Raw genomic sequence first — 19,158 nt, forward strand, 5'->3', positions numbered from 1 at the left:
TTTAAAATAATTTAGATTTTAAAAATAATAAAACAAAGACAAAGAGCTAATATCTCTTTGTTTCGTTAGATTGTCATTAATATATTTTAAATTAAAAGATAAATTATCATCTATCTTATAAGTTGAAAATACTTCAAAGTTTCTATTTTCAAAATCTTTATAATATTTATCATATTCATAAGATAAGCCTATTTTTATATCCTTAAATTTATTGGCAACAAATCCAACTTTTGAACCTAAGGAAAATAAGTTATCTCCTAGTTTATTATATAACTTTGATTGTCCTAGCAAATATAAAAAATAATCTTTATTTCCATAAGTTATTCCAAAACTAGGCTTGATTTTTAAATAATCTTCTTGACTCTTAAATCTTTCATAAGAGATTTCAATACCCCAAGATAAAGGCTTAAAAAGTTCATCTCTTTTTGATAAAGAGCTAATATCTAATAATTTAAATTTATCAATAAAAACTTTATTGTCATCTTTTTTTAAATTTAAATCAAAAAAATCTATATAAGCACCATCTAAATATCCATAAGAGATATCATAAATATTACTATAAACAGGTTTGATTGAAATTTCATAGGTTTTATCACTATTATAAGATAAACTAAACCTCGCAGAATCATGAGAATAAAGAGGATTGCTTGCTTTTTTAATTTTATAATCAGAAACAATTGATATATTGCTTCTTTCCTTCAAAAGTTTTAAATATTTTTTTAAATAATCTTTTTTATCTAGTTTATTTTTACTTCTTAAAAATTGAGTATACTCAATTTTTAAATCTAAATAAGCTGCTTTATCTTTTAGAGTTAAACTATTTGGTAGTTTTTTATTCTCTTTTATAAAGCTTTTTATATATTTTTTATTTGAAATTTCATTTCTTAAAATATGTTTCATTTTTGTCATTTTAGAGTATCGATATTCTGACTGTTTAATTAAATCATATTTTTTTAAAATTTTTATTGTATCAAGAGGTGCTGCTTTTAAATAAAAATTATTAACCAACTCTAAATCACTTCTAGCTATTTCAAGTAACCAAAGAAGATTATATGAACAGTTTTCTAAAAAGAAATAGTAAAAAGAGTAAGAATCTTTTAGCTCATAAGAGTGTAAAGCAATTTTTTCAACTTCTTCTTGGTTTAAATCAAGTTTATATTCCCATATATCTCTTTGTTCTAAATTATTGTATTCTTTTATTTTTTTATAATATGGCAAAATTGAATACTTACCTTCATAGCCACCAAATAAACCTTTATATGCGAAAATCAAACCATTTGTTTCTTCTGTTTGAGCTGCATAATTAACTGCATTTCCTAATAAGGGTGTTTTTTCATCTCCTGAAAGTCTTAAAAAGGTGTGTCCATACATAGAAGCTGGAGAGTTTATATGGGAAGTAGGGAAAATAAGTGTTGCATATTTTGCATTTATTTCTTTTAGATATAAATCTAAATCTTTACATTCATACTCTTTTATTTTACTTGAAAGAGAAGGCAGTTTTTCTTTTAACCATTTTACTCTTAAAGGGAACCTACATAAAGTATTTTTTGTTCCATTTTCTAAAGATTTTATAGTTTCTAATAATTCTTCTTTTAAATTAGTTTTTCCATTTTTAGAAATAAAAAAATTATTAGAATCTACTTCACTTTTTCCATTTTTATAATGTAATAGCTTTGCCCAATATGTATTATCATAAAGTTTATTTTTTTCAATAAGATTTACTATAGAAGTAGAAGAAAATGAAAATGAAATAAATAAAGAACTAAGAAGTATTATCTTAGTTACTTTATTTATAAAAAAATTACATATATTTAGCAATAGAATCAATTACCGAAGAAGATGTAACATTTTGACTTGCATAAATGTTTGAAAAATTAGCTTTTAATTTTGCACTAAATGCTGAAGAATCTTGAACATTCATTAATTTAGCTACAGTGTTTAAAGTTTCACCTTTACCTGCTGAAATATCTAAAGCTAATTCATCCATGTTATCAGCAACAAATTGATTTAACTTGTCATTTGAAGCAAAACTTGCTGGTTCTTCACAATTTAATGTACCAGAAGTAATACCAAAAGTTTGGTTCCCAGAAGTACCATTTGTAGTTGCTGCAAGAACTTGCATTACTGTTGTACTTTGATCTTTAATTAAAACTGAACCTAATCCACAACCTGTATTTTGATTAGCAAATGCAGATGAACTTAAAGCTGCAACAGCAATAGCGCTTAATAATAATTTTTTCATTTATATCCTTTTATTTTTTAATAACGGAATTATAACTTTATTATCTATATTTTTACTTAAACTAATTCTTTAATTTTGGAAAGAATTAGTTCTTTATCTAAATCTTCTTCAATTTGTAAATCCATTGCATAATCCAAAATTTTCTTAAACTCTTTTGAAGGTGTCAACCCTAAAGCTATTAAATCACGACCTTGAACTAATGGTTTTAAAGCTTTATTTTCTATATTTAACTCTTTTGCTTTTTCTAAAAGCCAAGAAGTAGCTTTTGGACATTTCTCTTTATCTTTTATATCTCGTCCTAAACAATCAGCTAAACAAATAAAACACAAATCTTCAATATTCACTTTTAAAGACAATCTTTTTACCGCTTTTAATGATGACTCTGCTAAATATAATTGAAAAGGTGCTAAATGGTGCTTTACCAAAGGAGTAATTAAATCAATAAATTTTTTTTCATTTGTAAGTCTTGATAAAAACTTGATTGTAGGCTCTATTCCTAATGTCTCATGTTTATGAGAAGTTACTCTTCCTTTATCTGTAGTTTGAGTACAAAATGGCTTTCCTAAATCATGACAAAGTATTGCATAAAATAGATATAGCTTTCTATATTCGTCTTCTATTTCAGACTCTTTTAATATCCTTGCCAACTCATCAACTGTCATTAAAGTATGTACCCAAACATCACCTTCTGGATGATACTCTTTATCTTGGATACACCCTTTTAAAGCTTCAAGTTCAGGAAAATGTTTTAAAATACCTAAAGTATCTAAAAGCTTTAAACCGATTGAAGGTTTAGAAGACTTTAAAAATAGTTTTTTAAACTCTTCATAAACTCTTTCTTTAGGAAGTTCTTTTAAATCATCTCTTTGAACCATATCTCTACAAAGTTGTATCGTTTTCTCATCTAAAGTCAAATGAAACCTTGCGCAAAACTGGATAGCTCTATAAACTCGCAAAGGGTCTTCTATAAATGTATCATCTTTTATATGTCTTAAAACTTTTTTTTCTAAATCTTTGATTCCATTATTTGGGTCTAAAAACTTCTTTTCAAAAAAATCATAGGCAATTGAATTTATAGTAAAATCTCTTCTTAAACTTGCTTTATCATACTGTAGATTTTTATCATTTATTACTTCAAAACCTTTGTGTCCTGATGCTATTTTTTTCTCTAATCTAGCAAGGGCAAAATCAAAATCATAAGAGTTAATTTTTAAAGTTAAAACACCAAAAGATTTACCTACTTGTTTTACATTTCCAAAACGCTTTAGTATTGATTCTACTTCAACTAAAGTATCAATACCAAAAAGTTCTACATCATAATCTTTACAGGGAATTTTTAAAAGTGAGTCTCTAACACAGCCACCAACAAGAAGAGGTTTTATTCCCTCTTCTTTTAGTGCAATTAGAATTTGTTTTAATACCTTAGGTATATTAATCGTTGTTGTAGTGGTGTACATCTTGTTGAGGATAAGGAATAGAAATTCCTTCTTCATCAAATCTTAATTTAACAGTTTCTGTTAAATCAAATTTTACAGCCCAATAATCAGGTGTTTTAACCCAAGCTCTAACTACAAAGTTTACAGAAGAGTCTGCAAGTTCTGATACTGCTACTGTTACACCTTTTTCTAATAAAACTTTTTCATTTGAATTAATAATATCATTTAAAACATTTTTTGCTTTCTTGATATCATCATCATAACCAATACCAACTACTAAATCAACCCTTCTTGTATCATGTGCATTTACATTTACAATAGAACCACTTGTAATTGCACCATTTGGAACAATGATTTTTTGGTTATCAGGTGTTGTAAATACTGAATTAAATATACCAACTTCTGTTACAGTTCCCGATACACCAGCAGCAGTTACAAAATCACCTGATCTAAATGGCTTAAATAAAATAATCATAACACCAGAAGCAAAGTTACCTAATGAATCTTTTAAAGCTAAACCAATAGCAAGACCTGCTGCACCTAAAATAGCTAAGAATGAAGTTGTTTCAACTCCCAATTCTGATAATGCTGTTAAAATAACAACAACCATTAAGATATAGTAAACTATATTTTCAAGAAACCTAACTAAAGTTTCATCCATACCTTTTACTTTTCTTAATAATTTAACAAAAACACTTGTAACTCTATTTACAAACCATTTACCAATTACAAAAATTAATATAGCCATTAATAATGAGAAAGCATAAGAACCTACAATTTCTACAATATTATCTGGAAGATATGAACTAAATTTATCAGCTATTTCATTTACTTTATTTTCCAAGTTTTTTCCTTATAATAATTTATAAAATTATAACACAATCAACTTTAGAAATTATCCTATAATTTCTAAAAGTTTCGAAGCTGCGTTTTCGATTTCAACTTCTGTTTTTTCTAAAGTCTTTCTATTTACAATTTCAACTTTACCCTCTTTTAGTTTCTTTCCAATTACAACAGCATAAGGAAAACCAATAAGTTCAAAATCACCCATTTTAAAACCAAATCTTGCATTTTTTCTATCATCTAAAATAGTATCAATTCCATTTGCTTTTAATTCTTCATAGATTTTTTCACCAATTTCTAGTTCTTCATCTTTTTTTGCATTTGACACAATAATATCAACTAAAAATGGTGCTGTATCTTTAGTCCAAATACAACCTCTATCATCATGACTTTGTTCAATCACAGCAGCAACTAATCTTGAAACTCCTATACCATAACATCCCATCTCAAAAGGCTGTGCTTTTCCATTTGCATCTAAAAATTTAGCATCCATTGCTTCACTATATTTTGAACCTAATTGGAAAATATGTCCTGCTTCAATTCCTTTAGTATATTCTAATTTTCCACCACAACATGAACAAGTATCACCTTCTTGAACTGTATTTAAATCAGCAAATACTAAATTTTCCATTGAAGTTAAATCTACACCTTTATAGTGATAGTTTTCTTCATTTGCTCCACAAACAAGATTATTATCATCTTTTAATTCATTATCAATTACAACTTGAATATTTTCAGGAAGTCCTACTATTCCACAGTAACCAGCAACTAAACCTGCCTTTACTAAATCTTCATCATTTGCATCTTCTAATTCTAAAGCATTAACTGCATTACAAGCTTTTGTTTCTTCTAATTCATCACATCCTCTTACAAAAAATAAAACTACTTCTGTTCTATCTTCATAAACTGCTTTTTTCATTACTGCTTTCATTGAATAATAAGCATCTGCGTTTAAAAATTCACTTACTTCTTCAATTGTTTTACAATTAGGAGTTTCTACTTTTTCAAGAGCAATAGTCTCTAGTGATTCTTTTTTATTTGGCTTTCTAACTGCTGCTTCAATGTTTGCTCCATATTCACAATCAGGACAAACAACTATAGTATCTTCACCTGAGTTTGCTAATACATGGAACTCTTTTGAACCACTTCCACCAATAGCACCACTATCAGCTTCAACAACTCTAAAATCTAAACCTAATCTATTATAAACATTTTTATATGTTTCTTCCATAAGATTAAATTCTCTTACTAAGTCCTCTTTTGAAGCATGGAAAGAATAAGCATCTTTCATTAAAAATTCTCTACCTCTCATAAGACCAAATCTTGGTCTTGCTTCATCTCTAAATTTAGTATTTATTTGGTATAAATTTACTGGTAAATCTTTATAAGAAGTTATTCTATTTTTTACCATATTTACAACTGCTTCTTCATTTGTTGGAGATAAAACATAATCTGTATTTTTTCTATCTTTGAACTTTAAAAGTTCATTACCCATAGTAGTTGATCTTCCTGATTCATCCCAATAAGATAATGGAGTTACAAAACCAAATTGAACTTCATTTGCTCCACTTTTATCCATTTCTTCTTTTACAACTGCTCTAATTTTTTCTAAAACAATTTTTCCAAGAGGCATAAAATCATAAATACCTGCACCCGTTTGACTTACAAATCCACCTCTAACTAAATATTGATGAGATGGTAAAGTTGCATCTTTTGGAGCTTCTTTTGTCGTTGGAATAAACATATTACTAAATTTCATTAATTGTTTCCTATTTTTTATTTTTCTCTAAATGTTCACATTTGTGACTGTTAAATACTGCTGTTTCATTTTTTAATGAAAACATATTTTGAATAGTGCCTACTACTACATCACACTCCATATTTTTGGAAATATCTTTTAATTTTTTAGAAGGTGTATGTAAATATTCAGTAATCACTGTTTGACAAAGTTTTCGAATATTTTCTTCATCTTTGGGGTTAATAAAACCTTTTTTTATTGCATTATCAATTTTCTTATCAATTACCTTATCACCTTTTACATAGAGGCTTTTAATAATTGGTTCAATCTCTAAAGACTTTAACCAATCAAAAAATTCAATTGACATTTTACTTACTATTGAATATGCAGTTTTTGCTTGTTCTGCTCTTAAACTCATATTTTCGTTTACAATATCTTGTAAGTCATCAACTGCATAAATATCAAGATTTGGTATTTCAATGTCCTCTATATCTCTTGGTACTGCTATATCAAACCAATATCTATCAAAAGAGGTAGGACTTACAATATCTTCTGTAATAATAGGATATGGTGCAGCAGTTGCAGTTACCATAACTTTTGATTCTTTTAATAACTCTGCTAAATTAGAATAATCTTTTACATCAACATTTGCTTCAAATGTATCAGCTAAGATTTGAGCTTTTTTCTTATTTCTACTTGTTAAAATAACATCAAAACCTGATGAAATCAAATGCTTTATAGTAAGTTCACTCATTTCACCTGCACCAATAACTAAAGCTTTAACTCCACTAGTATTACCTACAAGTTCTTTTGCTTTAGCAACTGCTGTTGAAGCAACTGATACAGAACCAGTACCTAAACTCGTAGCATTTCTAACTGCTGCTGCACACTTAAAGGCAAAATGCATTGCTCTTGTTACATTTGATGAACAATAATGTTTTGATTGAGAGAATCTAAAAGCATCTTTTAATTGACCAACAATTTGTGTTTCCCCAATAACTAAAGAATCAAGTGCTGATGCCACAGAAAACAAGTGATGTATTGCACCATTATTATCATATATATCAGCTCTATTATATAAATTGTCAAAATCTAAAGAAGAGTATTTTGCTAGCTTTAAAAGAATATCTTTCGAACTTTCTTTTACATTTGAAGATCTTGTAATGATCTCTACCCTATTACAAGTAGATAAAACTACAGCCTCTTTTGTATGTTCATAATCTAAAAGGGTTCGAAGAAATCTATCTTTATCTTCATCACTTCCAAATGCAAGTTTTTCTCTCATAGAAATATCTGTATTTTTATGAGAGAAACTAATTATTAAGTAACTCATTTAAAACTCTCTTTCAATCATCGCTTTCATAATAAAAATAAGCGTTTCACTATTTGGCTCATCTTTTACAGCTTCAATAGCTTCATTTCCTAATTTTTTTGCTAATTTTATTGAGTCTTCAAGAGCATTTGTTTCATTCATCATTTGCTTTATCCAAGAACTCTCTTCACTAGTTAACTCTTTTTTATATAAAGATTCTAATTTTGCTTTATCTTCAAGTCTCTCATGAAGTAATAAATAAGGAATTGTTACCTTACCTTCAACAAAATCAAGCATTGCAGGTTTTCCTAAAGTAGTACTGTCTTGTGTAATATCTAAAATATCGTCTATCATTTGAAAGGCTAGACCGAGATTTTTACCATATAAGGCATATTTTTCTTTTGATAAGCCTGCTAAAATAGCTGCACTTTTTGCACTAGCTTCAATTAATGAAGCAGTTTTTTTATAAATCATATCATTATATTTTTCATAAGAAGTGTTAAAACTATTTGTTAAATCTACATCTAACATCTCACCAATACTTAAAAGTGTAACTGCACTTGAAACAGTATGGGCTATTTCATAAGGCATTGTAGTTAACTCTGTAAAAGCTTTAGAGTATAAAATATCTCCAAACATAATAGATGTTTTGTTATCATATAAAGCATTTACAGAAGGCTGTCCTCTTCTAGTATCAGCTTCATCTATTACATCATCATGTAAAAGTGATGCTGCATGAATCATTTCAATAACAGCACATAATTTAACTGATTGCTCAGATACTCCTGCAATTTTTAAAACTAATTTAGACCTTAACATCTTTCCAGTTGCTAACTTATCTAAAAGCTCTAAACTTTTTTTATCATTACACTCTTTTACAAATGTTTTTATTTGTTCTTTAACTTGTTGTAACTCTTCCACAAATATACCTTATGAATCTAATCTACAAATAATTTCACCAGTAAACTCTACGTAAAGACCTTTTTTCATAGCTTCTAGTTCTTTTTCATTATTTAGTTTAAATTCTTTAATTTCTTCATTAATATCAAAGTTTTCATCTTTACCTTGAGATAACATCATCTCTAAAGCAGCAACTTTTTCTACAATTTTATCCCATTCTTCTTCTACAATATCTTGAGAAGCTTCTCTACTTACATCAAAAAATTTTGATTTAGGACTTCCCATAAAAATATCATCTTCATCTTCTGTAAACCAATCACCGAACATTGACATATAATTTCCTTTTTATTTATCTTCTAATCTAACTCTAACTGATTTAGCATGTGCTGTTAGACCTTCTGTATCTGCAAGTAAGGCACAAGCTTCACCTAACTCATCAATTGCATTTTTTGAAAAGTTAATAATCGAGCTTTTTTTCATAAAGTTTTCTACATTTAATGGACTATAAAACTTAGCTGTACTTCCTGTTGGAAGAGTGTGATTTGGTCCAGCTATATAATCACCAATAGGTTCAGGAGTATTCTCACCTAAGAAAATTGCACCTGCATGTTTAATATAAGGAAGTAATTCAAAAGCATTTTTTGTCATAACTTCTAAATGTTCAGGAGCTATTTCATTCATAAGTTCTAAGGCTTCTTCCATAGTTGAAGTTACGATAATTGCACCTCTATCTTCTATTGATTTTCTAGCTATTTCTTCTCTACTTAATGTTTTTAAGTAATTTTCAACTTCAACTGATGTTTCATTTGCAATATTTTCATCAGTTGTAATCATAATAGAACTTGCCATTTCATCATGCTCAGCTTGTGATAATAAATCAATTGCTAAATAGTTTGGTTTAGCAGTTTCATCAGCTAAAATCCCTATTTCAGAAGGTCCTGCTATCATATCAATATTTACTTCACCAAAAACTAATTTTTTAGCAGTAGCAACAAAAATATTTCCAGGCCCTGTAATAACATCTACTTTTGGAATAGTTGCAGTTCCATAAGCCATAGCAGCAATAGCAGAAGCTCCACCTACTTTATAAGCTTTCGAAACTCCACATAAATGACAGGCTGCAAGTAATAATTCATTAACTTCATTATCAGGAGTTGGAGTACATACTACTATTTCTTCAACACCTGCAACTATTGCCGGAACTGCGTTCATTAGAAGTGAACTTGGATATGCTGCTTTTCCACCAGGAATATAAAGTCCAGCTCTATCAACAGGGCTTACTTTTTGACCTAAAATAGTTCCATTTGCTTCAAAATCTAACCATGATTTTGGAAGTTGTTTTTCGTGATAAGCTTTGATTCTATCATAAGCTGTATGTAAAGCAGCTCTTAATTTATCGTCGATATTATCATAAGCTTTTTTCATATCATCTTGAGAAATCATTAAGTCAGAATCATCCTTAACTTCCCATTTATCAAATTTTTCAATGTGCCTTTTTAAAGCCTCATTTCCTTCCTCAACTATCTCATCAATAATCCCTGTAACGATTGAAGAAACACCTTTAATATCACTTTTTGCTCTAGCTAGAATTCCATCAAACTCTTCTTTGAAGTTTGAGTCTTTTGTATTTATAATTTTCATTAAATTTGTCCTAATATCTCTTCTACAATATTTTCTAAAGGCTTTTTCTCAACATCTACAATAATATCAGCAACTTCTTCATACTGTGGTACTCTTAAATCATAAAGTTTTGTTGCTTCATCTAAATTTTGTAAAAGTGGTCTTTTTCTAAGTTTATTAGCAGCATTTGGTGCAGCATTTATTCTGTCTAAAATTCCTTGAAATGAAGATTTTAGATAAACAACTGTACCAATATTTTTAATATTTTCTTGCTTATAAAAGCCACCACCTGTTGAGATAATAGTGTTATTTACACTTTGCTCTAACCATAATGCAGTTTTCTTTTCTAATGCTCTAAAGTATGGCTCTCCCTCTTGGGCAAAAATTTTTTTAATTTTTCTATTTTCCATACTCTCAATTAAGTCATCTGTATCAATAGCAAACATATCAGAAGATTGTACTAATCCTCTTGCTACTGTACCCTTACCAACACCCATAAAACCTATTAATATAATATTCTTCTTTTTCATAGTTAAAGATTATATCTAAAAGTTTGTAATTTTCTCATAAAGAAAAGTTCTTTAAGATAGTTAGCTTAAAACAAGCTCCTGTATAACTACTATCTTTATATTCAAAAGTTTCATTATAAGCCTCAATATTACCTTTGGCAAATCGTTTTATTATTTGCTTAGACATATAAAGCCCTATACCTGTTCCATTTTTATCTTTTTTTGTTGTAAAATGAGACTTAAAGATATGTTTTATAACTTCTTTTGGTATTCCATTGGCATTATCTTTTATTTTGATTATTATATTCTCATTTTCTTCTTTTGCTTCTACAAAAATATATCTATCTTTTATATTTTGTCTTTCAAACTCATCTTTTGCATTGTTGTATATATTTATCAAAACTTGTAAAAGTTCATTTTCATAACCTATAACTTCAATATTATCAATATTCTTTACAATATTTATGTTTGCATTTTTAAAATGACTACCTAAAAGCTTTTCTATTTTTTGGAATAGCTCTTCAATAGTAAAAGTTACATGATGTTTTTTAGGGTTAAAAAAATCTTTAAAATCATCAATTGTAGTTGATAAATACTCTACTGTATTTGAGATATTATCCATTCCTTCATTTATATCTTTTTTCTCTAAAACACCAAATTCACTTTTAAATTTAATTCCAGAAGATTGTGTTTTAATAGCATTTAAAGGTTGTCTCCACTGATGTGTAATATTACCAATCATTTCACCCATTGCTGCCATTTTTGATTGTTGAGAAAGAATCAAATCTTTTTCATTATTTTCTTTTATTTGCTTTATTAACTCTTTTTTATGTTTCAAAAATCTTAATCTTAATTGCTTAGATAAAAATATTGAAATTAAAATAAAAATAGAGCTCAACATTAATCCAAATAATAAAATTATTTTTAAATCCTCTTTATTGTCTTTTTTTACTTTATCTTCTATATCTTTTAAACTTTTGTCCAATTCATCAACATAAAACCCTGTTGCAATTGACCATTGCCAATAATCAAAGCCTTTTACATAAGTAATTTTTTTATAAGAGTTTCCTGTTTTTGGTCTTACAGAAGAGAAATAAGAAATATATCCAGCACCATTTTGAGCAGTTTTTATTAATTCTTTAGTTATATAAAAAGAGTTTGAATCTTTTAAATTTATTCTATTTAAACCTATATAATTTTTATTTATATGAGATAGGTAGTTTCCTTTATAATCTACTATAAAAACATAAGAGTCATTTCTATAATTAATTTTTTGAATATATTCTAATATTCTTTTTTGTAATCTACTCTCAAACTCATCTACATACTCCCCTGTACCAATAAACCATCCATAAGGTTTAAAAAGATAATTATATGTGATTTTTTTATATTGAGTATCAATAGTTTTTGGTTTATTCCAATAAAGTTCATAAAAAAACTCATCACTATTTTCTAAACCTTTAATAATCTCTCTTGAAGGGAAATTACCTTTTTCATCTTTGAAATTTATAAGACTTTTACCCTCAATATTTGGTTTTAAAGGATGAAGAATATTAACTGCATTTAAATCATAAATATAAAAATAACCTCTTCCATCATTGAAGGTTAATTTTCTTAAAGCATCTTTTATTTTTACAGTAATTTCTTCTTTTGTCTTAGTATCTTTATATCTATTATAAATATAATTCATAACCCTATAAGCTTTTTGAACTTCTTTTTTTAAGTTTTGCTTTAAGTTTTTAGTACTATTATTTTTTTCATAAGCTATATATTCATAAACTAAATCAACTTCATTTTTTATATTTTGTTTACTTTTTAAAATAAACTGTTCTTTAAGTTCTTTTATATCATTTTTATTTTGAAAATCTTTTTCTAAAAAATAAAAATAACTAACAATTGATAAAAGTAATATAACAATCAATGTTGGAGCATATTTTATTAAATTTAATATAGTTTTTTCGTTTGTGTGCAACATGTCGCTATTTTATCATAAGTTTTATTATGCCTTGTATTTATTTTCATATCTTTGAAGCATTGATTCATTACCAAGAACTCCACCTTGATGAATATAAAGATAATTATTAGTTGTTTTATTATATTTACTTATATATTCTTCAAATATTTTGATTCCTAAACAATCATATAATAAATCAAATTCAATCTTTGTTTGACTTAAAAGTTCAAGATAAATTTCATAGAACTCTTTATAAAGTTTCCCAAAATGATATTTTTTTGTTCTTTTTAATATCGTAGGATGATTTGAATCTTCTAATTGGAAAAACTGTTTTCTTAAATATTCTTCATCTCCTACACAAGTACAAGTTAATACTTCAAAAGGTAAATACTTTTGTAAATATAAAGCTGTTGTTCCAGTACCACTTGGTAAAAAAACTTTTAAATTTTCAATATTATTTTCTTTTGCCCAAACTATTATCTCATTAGCAAGAATTTCTAAACCATATTGAGCCTCTTTTAAAGCTCCACCTTCTTTTATAAAAAGTGTTTCTTCATCAAAACTTTTTGGAATTTGGCTTTCATAAATATTCATACCATTTTCTAAAGCATATTTATAATTTCCAATAGGATTTTGCTTTAAAAAAGACGCAATATGATCTACATAATAATCAAACTGTAAACCTTTTATTTTTGCTAAAACAGATAAAGAATACATAGCATTTGATTGAGCTGAACCATGAGATACAACTTTTTTTATATTTTCTAAATCTTTTTGTAAAAAATAGTAGAATTTTCTTGCTTTATTACCTGAAAAGCTTTTATGTAATAAGTCATCTCTTTTTATATAAAAACTATTTTTATTAAAAGTGATTTTTTCTATTGGGGAGTTTGTATAATTCATTTTGTGATTGTACCATTTATTAATAAAATTTTTGTACAATAACAAAAAAACAAGAAGAGGACAAATATGGATATTCTTTTTTATATACAAAAAGGTGGAATTATTGTTTATATATTAATTGCACTAAATGTTATTGGCTTTACAATAATACTATGGAAATTATTTACTCTTCCAAGAAAAAATGCCATGCTTAAAAAAATTGAAACTAAACTTGACAAAAGCTCTTCTAACTCAATTTTTTCTCAAATAGAATATGAAGTGAAAAAACTAGAAAGTGGTCTTACTTATATAAAAAATATAGCAACAATTGCACCACTTTTAGGACTTTTAGGAACAGTAATAGGAGTTTATCAATCTTTTGATGCGATTACTAAAAATGGCTTAGGAGATCCAAGTGTATTTTCAAATGGTATTTCAATAGCACTTATTACAACAATTGCAGGTTTGATTGTAGCAATACCCCATCATATTGCATATAATCATTTTATTTCTCAAATTGACTCAATAGAGTTAAAAGCAAAAAGTACAATTAAATAATATGAAAAGAAGAGAACCTTTAGGTTTAGATTTAACCCCGATTATTGATGTAGTTTTTATACTCCTTTTATTTTTTATAGTAAGCTCAGTATTTAAAAAAGATGAGCTAGCTTTAATTCTTGATTTACCAAGTTCAAATGCAAAAGAATTAAAAGTTGATGAAGAACAAATTTTTATAGAACTTAGCTCAAATAAACTTGCTATAAAAGGAATTGAAGTATCTTTTGAATCATTAGAAGATAATCTAAAAGCAATTGAAAATAAACAAAAAGCTGTACTTGTAAGAATAGATAAAAAAGTAGAATATCAAAGAGTTGTGAAAGTTTTAGACTTATTACAAAAACACAATCTCACAAACTTAGCCTTAGTAACAAATGAAAATGAAAAGAAGAAGGATTAATTGCCCTCTTCTTTTTTTAATTGATTATACTCTTCATCAGTAAAAATTCTTGATTTTGTAATAAACTGATAACCTAAATCTATTTCTAATGAAAATGAGTTTCCAAAAGCTGCTTTTTCCTCTCTCACATCAATAGTAATAAATGAGTGTTTAAAATATTCAAACTGATCTTTATCTATAAAAAATTCACAACCACAAATTTCTCCAAGCTTTACATTTCTACTTGGTACATAAAAATCATCTTTAGCATAACACATAGGAGCAGTTCCATCACAACAACCACCACTTTGATTAAAGACTAATTCACCATGTTCTTCTTGAAGTTTTTTTATAACATCACAAGCTTCTTTTGTAACATCAACTCTTTTTATTGACATAATTTATCCTTTTTGAAAGTTAAAAATAAAAAAGTACAGAAGGAAAAGGGGTTAACCTTCTGTACTAAAACAAGGGGGGTATATTAATTGAATCTAACTATTAAAAGAATCCTAAAGCATCTTTACTATAAGAAGTTAAAATATTTTTAGTATGTCTGTATGAGTTTAACATCATCATGTGAGTTTCTCTACCAATACCTGATTTTTTGTATCCACCAAATGATGCGTGTGATGGATATAAGTGATAACAATTTACCCATACTCTACCAGCTTCGATTCCTCTTGAGAAATAGTGTAACTCATGAGCATCTCTTGACCATACACCTGAACCTAATCCGTATATAGTATCATTAGCAATTTCTAGTGCTTCTTCTGCCGTTTTAAATGTAGTTACTGCAAGTACTGGCCCAAAAATCTCTTCTTGGAAGATTCTCATTTTATTATGACCTTTAAATAATGTTGGTTGAATATAGAATCCATTTGGATATTTTTCAGACTCTAATACATCTCCACCAATTAAACACTCAGCACCCTCTTCTTTACCAATTTTAATGTACTCAGTAATTTTTTCTTTTTGATTTAAAGAACACTGAGCTCCCATCATATTATCAGTATCAAGAGGATCACCTAATTTAATAGCTTTAACTCTTTCTAATACTCTTGCCATAAATGGCTCATAGATATCTTCATGAATTAATGCTCTTGATGGACAAGTACAAACCTCACCTGAGTTAAATGCAAATAATACTAAACCTTCAATTGCTTTATCAAAGAACTCATCATCTGCATCCATGATTGATGGCATAAAGATATTTGGTGATTTACCACCTAATTCTAATGTTGAAGGAATAATATTTTCAGTTGCATATTGCATAATTAACTGACCCGTAGTAGTTTCACCTGTAAATCCAACTTTTTTAACATCTGGATGAGTTGATAAGTGTTTACCAATTTTTCCACCTGCACCATTAATAATGTTAATTGTACCTGCTGGTAATACATCAGATATTGTTTCCATTAATAATAAAATTGACATTGGAGTTGCACTTGCTGGTTTCATAACAACACAATTTCCTGCTGCTAAAGCTGGTGCTAATTTCCAAGCTGCCATTAATAATGGGAAATTCCAAGGAATAATTTGTGCTACAACACCATAAGGCTCATAAACTTCTTGTGAAATTGTATTTTCATCTAAATCAGATACAGTTCCAGACTCAGCTCTAATTACTGATGCAAAATATCTAAAGTGATCAACTACTAAAGGAACATCTGCATTTAAAGTTTCTCTAATTGTTTTACCATTATCTAAAGTTTCAGCTATTGCTAATGCTTCTAAATTTGCTTCAATTGCATCTGCTATTTTATTTAATAAATTACTTCTATCTACTACAGAAGTATGTTTAAATGATTCAAAAGCTTTTTTTGCAGAAGCTACTGCTGCATCTACATCTTCTTCATTTGATCTTGGAATTCTTGTTAAAAGTTCTCCATCTACAGGTGAAATGTTTTCAAAATATTCACCACTTTTAGGAGCTACCCATTCTCCACCAATAAAGTTCTCATATTGAGCTTTGTATTCCGGCTTACTGTAAATCATTTTTAATCCTTTTTATTATTTTATATGTTTTGAAAAACTATTTGCTTTTGCATAATTTTTCTGCATGATGAAAGTTTACATGATAAATATAGCATGAATTTAGCCTAAGTATAGCCTCAGTATAGCAATGTACTTTTTTGTTACAAATTCCCAATAAAACGCACTTTTAAAGAGTTTTTTTTCTTTGTTTTTTTTAATTTATCTGCTACAATTTTTTTATGAAAACATTTAACTATACAATAGAAGACCAATCTTTAGAACTGTTAATAGATTTTAATACTTTAAAAAAAGAAAAAAACATATTAATACAAATTTTTTGTGGCCAATCTAAAGAAGCAATGAAAACTATATTAGATAAATTAAAAACAAAGCTACCTCAAGCCATTTGTATTGGTTCATCTACAGATGGAGAGATTAATAATGAAACTATTACAACTAAAAAAATTGTAATATCAATATCTATATTTGAAAAAACTCAACTTGAAATAGCTTTTGTACAAAATAAGAACTCCTTTGAAAATGGAAAAGAATTAGCAAAAAAACTATGTAAAAAAGATACAAAACTACTTATTACTTTTACAGATGGAGAAACTACTAATGGAGAAGAGTTTCTAAATGGGATTAGTTCTATAAATAATAATGTTGTTGTAAGTGGAGGAATGGCTGCTGATAATGCAACCTTTAAAGAAACCTTTATTTTATGTCAAGACAAAATTATTACAAAAGGTGCAGTAGGTGTTTCATTAAATTCAAAAGAACTAAAAATTTGTAATGCTTATAATTTTAACTGGTCACCAATAGGAATAGATCATGAGATTGAAGAAGTTAAAGAAAATAGAGTATATAAAATCTCTGGATTAAGCCCTTTAGATTTTTATGAAAAGTACTTAGGAGAGTATGTAGCCAAGTCTTTACCTGCAACAGGAATTGAGTTTCCTTTGATTGTTCAAAAAAATGGAATTCCTGTAGCAAGAGCTGTTATTCAAAAACATAATGATGGAAGCTTAAGTTTCGCAGGTAACTTAAATAAAGGGGATATTGTAAAGTTAGGCTTTGGTAATGTTGAACTTATAATGAACAACCCTTTACAGTCCTTATTTAATAAATGTTCTGTATCAGGGGTAGAATCATTTTTTATTTATACTTGTATGGCTAGAAGAAGATATATTCCTGATTTAATAGATATTGAAATAAAACCATTTTCAAAGATTGCTAATACTTCTGGATTTTTTACGTATGGAGAGTTTTATCATAACGAAGGATATAATGAATTACTAAATCAAACACTAACAGTAGTAGGCCTTAGTGAAAATGATGATATTTCTTATGAAGAAAAAAAGAAAATTGAAAAAACTGAAAATATAATAAGTGAACATGCTAGAAGTTTACAAGCTTTAACACACTTAATACAACAGTCTTCCCATGATTATAAGCATCAATCAAAAAAATTGGAAGAAGGCAATAAGTATGCACAAAATTTAGTAGAGTCACAAAAACAATTTTTGAAATATGCAATTCATGAGACAAATACTCCTCTTTCTATTATTATGGGAAATATTGATATGTATGAAATAGAGCATGGTAAAAATAAGTATTTATCAAATATTGAAGTTGCTATGAAAAATGTTTTTAGTATATATGATGATTTAAGTTATTTAGTAAAAAAAGACCAAGTAAATAAAGCAACACATGAGATTAACTTAGTTGATTTTATTAGAAGCCGAATTGAGTTTTTTACACAAACGGCTTTAAAATTCAAATCAAAATTAAATTTTATTCATAATGTAGATGAAATAAGAATTAATTTTAATGAAATTAAACTTCAAAGAATAGTTGATAATAATCTTACTAATGCAATAAAATATACTTTGCCTAATGAAACTATAAATGTAAAATTAATTTATATAAATAATGAATGTGATTTTATAATAGAGAGTCGATCTGTTCAAATTCTTGAACCTCAAAAGATTTTTGAAGAGTATTATAGAGAAGAAGAATCAAAAGATGGTTTTGGCTTAGGTTTAAATCTTGTAAAAAGAATTTGTAGTGAAGAAAATGTTGGTATAAAATTAGAATCAGGTGAAAACTGGGCTTCATTTACTTACACATTTAAAGGAGTTGAAAAATGAAAATATTACTTTTAGAAGATGATATTATGTTAAATGAAATGATTACAGAGTATTTAACATCTACAGGGCATTCAATCACAAATACAACAAAAGGTGATGAGTGTTTAGATATATTAGATGAAAAAAAGTTTGATTTATTAATACTTGATATTAATGTTCCAAATATTGATGGATTAAGTGTTTTAGAAAAACTTCATGAAAATAAAAGAATGATACCTACTATATTTATATCAGCTCTTATTGATATAGAAGATATTGATAGAGCTTTTAATATTGGCTGTCATGATTACTTAAAAAAACCTTTTCATTTAAGAGAATTAACTCTTAGAATAAACAAAATATTAAAAACAAATATAGCACCACAAAAACATAAAAGATTATCAAAAAACTATAGTTTTGATGCAGAAACCATGACTTTGTATTTTAATAATGAACCACATATTTTACCTAAAAGACAACTTCAAATAATAGAACTATTAGCTCATAATAGAAGCTTAGTAGTTCAATATGATATGTTTAGAACTTATGTATGGAATGATGATTTTATTGATAATGCCACAATAAGAGCAGAAGTAAATAGAGTAAAAAAAGTATTAAAAGAAGACTTTATCAAAAATATTAGAGGAAGTGGTTATATGGTTGAAAGACCAAATTAACCCTA

18 protein-coding genes are annotated in these 19,158 nt (G+C 27.2%); 4 read left to right on the top strand and 14 right to left on the bottom strand.

Going from position 1 to position 19,158, the window contains the following annotated elements; all coding sequences use genetic code 11:
* Positions 1 to 18: 18 nt before the first annotated feature.
* From ACH5BH_RS04610 to ACH5BH_RS04665, 12 genes are read right to left on the bottom strand one after another with little or no spacing between them, the layout of a single operon-like run.
* Positions 19 to 1,818: an Lnb N-terminal periplasmic domain-containing protein gene (locus tag ACH5BH_RS04610; RefSeq protein ID WP_423297606.1), complete on the bottom strand. Its 1,800-nt coding sequence runs from the start codon at positions 1,816 to 1,818 to the stop codon at positions 19 to 21.
* Positions 1,802 to 2,242, bottom strand: coding sequence for a DUF3015 family protein (locus ACH5BH_RS04615; RefSeq protein ID WP_423297607.1), 441 nt, complete (start codon positions 2,240 to 2,242; stop codon positions 1,802 to 1,804). The genes ACH5BH_RS04610 and ACH5BH_RS04615 overlap by 17 nt, the downstream gene beginning before the upstream one ends.
* A 56-nt stretch (positions 2,243 to 2,298) precedes the next feature.
* Positions 2,299 to 3,699 (bottom strand): CCA tRNA nucleotidyltransferase, encoded by a 1,401-nt coding sequence (locus tag ACH5BH_RS04620; RefSeq protein ID WP_423297608.1) that lies wholly within the window; start codon positions 3,697 to 3,699, stop codon positions 2,299 to 2,301.
* The gene (locus ACH5BH_RS04625) at positions 3,674 to 4,522 is read right to left on the bottom strand and encodes a mechanosensitive ion channel family protein (protein WP_404307482.1); all 849 of its coding nucleotides are present in this window, start codon (positions 4,520 to 4,522) and stop codon (positions 3,674 to 3,676) included. The genes ACH5BH_RS04620 and ACH5BH_RS04625 overlap by 26 nt, the downstream gene beginning before the upstream one ends.
* A gap of 51 nt (positions 4,523 to 4,573) precedes the next feature.
* On the bottom strand, positions 4,574 to 6,280 hold the full coding sequence (locus ACH5BH_RS04630; protein WP_423297609.1) for a proline--tRNA ligase: 1,707 nt from the start codon (positions 6,278 to 6,280) through the stop codon (positions 4,574 to 4,576).
* A gap of 10 nt (positions 6,281 to 6,290) precedes the next feature.
* Positions 6,291 to 7,592: a glutamyl-tRNA reductase gene (gene hemA, locus ACH5BH_RS04635; RefSeq protein WP_423297610.1), complete on the bottom strand. Its 1,302-nt coding sequence runs from the start codon at positions 7,590 to 7,592 to the stop codon at positions 6,291 to 6,293.
* A complete protein-coding gene (locus ACH5BH_RS04640) occupies positions 7,593 to 8,492 on the bottom strand; it encodes a polyprenyl synthetase family protein (protein WP_423297611.1) in 900 nt (299 codons plus the stop codon).
* 9 nt (positions 8,493 to 8,501) lie between these two features.
* Positions 8,502 to 8,804: a DUF2018 family protein gene (locus ACH5BH_RS04645; protein ID WP_404307490.1), complete on the bottom strand. Its 303-nt coding sequence runs from the start codon at positions 8,802 to 8,804 to the stop codon at positions 8,502 to 8,504.
* Positions 8,805 to 8,816: 12 nt separating this feature from the next.
* Positions 8,817 to 10,112 (bottom strand): histidinol dehydrogenase, encoded by a 1,296-nt coding sequence (hisD, locus tag ACH5BH_RS04650; RefSeq protein WP_423297612.1) that lies wholly within the window; start codon positions 10,110 to 10,112, stop codon positions 8,817 to 8,819.
* On the bottom strand, positions 10,112 to 10,621 hold the full coding sequence (locus tag ACH5BH_RS04655) for a shikimate kinase (RefSeq protein WP_404307493.1): 510 nt from the start codon (positions 10,619 to 10,621) through the stop codon (positions 10,112 to 10,114). Before ACH5BH_RS04655 ends, hisD begins: the two co-directional genes overlap by 1 nt.
* Positions 10,622 to 10,655: 34 nt before the next feature.
* Complete coding sequence (locus ACH5BH_RS04660) at positions 10,656 to 12,575, bottom strand: sensor histidine kinase (protein ID WP_423297613.1); 1,920 nt, start codon at positions 12,573 to 12,575, stop codon at positions 10,656 to 10,658.
* Positions 12,576 to 12,599: 24 nt separating this feature from the next.
* The gene (locus tag ACH5BH_RS04665; protein ID WP_423297614.1) at positions 12,600 to 13,457 is read right to left on the bottom strand and encodes a 1-aminocyclopropane-1-carboxylate deaminase; all 858 of its coding nucleotides are present in this window, start codon (positions 13,455 to 13,457) and stop codon (positions 12,600 to 12,602) included.
* A 66-nt stretch (positions 13,458 to 13,523) separates the two neighbouring features.
* Between ACH5BH_RS04665 and ACH5BH_RS04670 the strand changes: the two genes are divergently transcribed.
* Together ACH5BH_RS04670 and ACH5BH_RS04675 are read left to right on the top strand one after the other, a co-directional pair.
* Positions 13,524 to 13,994, top strand: a complete 471-nt coding sequence (locus ACH5BH_RS04670) for a MotA/TolQ/ExbB proton channel family protein (protein WP_404307499.1) — start codon at positions 13,524 to 13,526, stop codon at positions 13,992 to 13,994.
* 1 nt (position 13,995) lies between these two features.
* The gene (locus tag ACH5BH_RS04675) at positions 13,996 to 14,394 is read left to right on the top strand and encodes an ExbD/TolR family protein (RefSeq protein ID WP_423297615.1); all 399 of its coding nucleotides are present in this window, start codon (positions 13,996 to 13,998) and stop codon (positions 14,392 to 14,394) included.
* Here ACH5BH_RS04675 and ACH5BH_RS04680 read toward each other — a convergent pair.
* Positions 14,391 to 14,771, bottom strand: coding sequence for a DUF779 domain-containing protein (locus ACH5BH_RS04680; protein ID WP_404307503.1), 381 nt, complete (start codon positions 14,769 to 14,771; stop codon positions 14,391 to 14,393). The genes ACH5BH_RS04675 and ACH5BH_RS04680 overlap by 4 nt on opposite strands.
* A gap of 100 nt (positions 14,772 to 14,871) precedes the next feature.
* Positions 14,872 to 16,368: an aldehyde dehydrogenase family protein gene (locus tag ACH5BH_RS04685; protein WP_423297616.1), complete on the bottom strand. Its 1,497-nt coding sequence runs from the start codon at positions 16,366 to 16,368 to the stop codon at positions 14,872 to 14,874.
* A gap of 218 nt (positions 16,369 to 16,586) precedes the next feature.
* On the opposite strand from ACH5BH_RS04685, the gene ACH5BH_RS04690 reads away from it, so the two are divergent.
* Entirely contained in the window at positions 16,587 to 18,497 is a 1,911-nt protein-coding gene (locus ACH5BH_RS04690) for an FIST N-terminal domain-containing protein (protein ID WP_423297617.1), read from the top strand.
* Positions 18,494 to 19,153, top strand: a complete 660-nt coding sequence (locus ACH5BH_RS04695; protein ID WP_404307510.1) for a response regulator transcription factor — start codon at positions 18,494 to 18,496, stop codon at positions 19,151 to 19,153. The genes ACH5BH_RS04690 and ACH5BH_RS04695 overlap by 4 nt, the downstream gene beginning before the upstream one ends.
* Positions 19,154 to 19,158 lie beyond the last annotated feature (5 nt).

The organism is Arcobacter rhizosphaerae, from assembly GCF_049472155.1.
Taxonomy (GTDB): domain Bacteria; phylum Campylobacterota; class Campylobacteria; order Campylobacterales; family Arcobacteraceae; genus Arcobacter_B.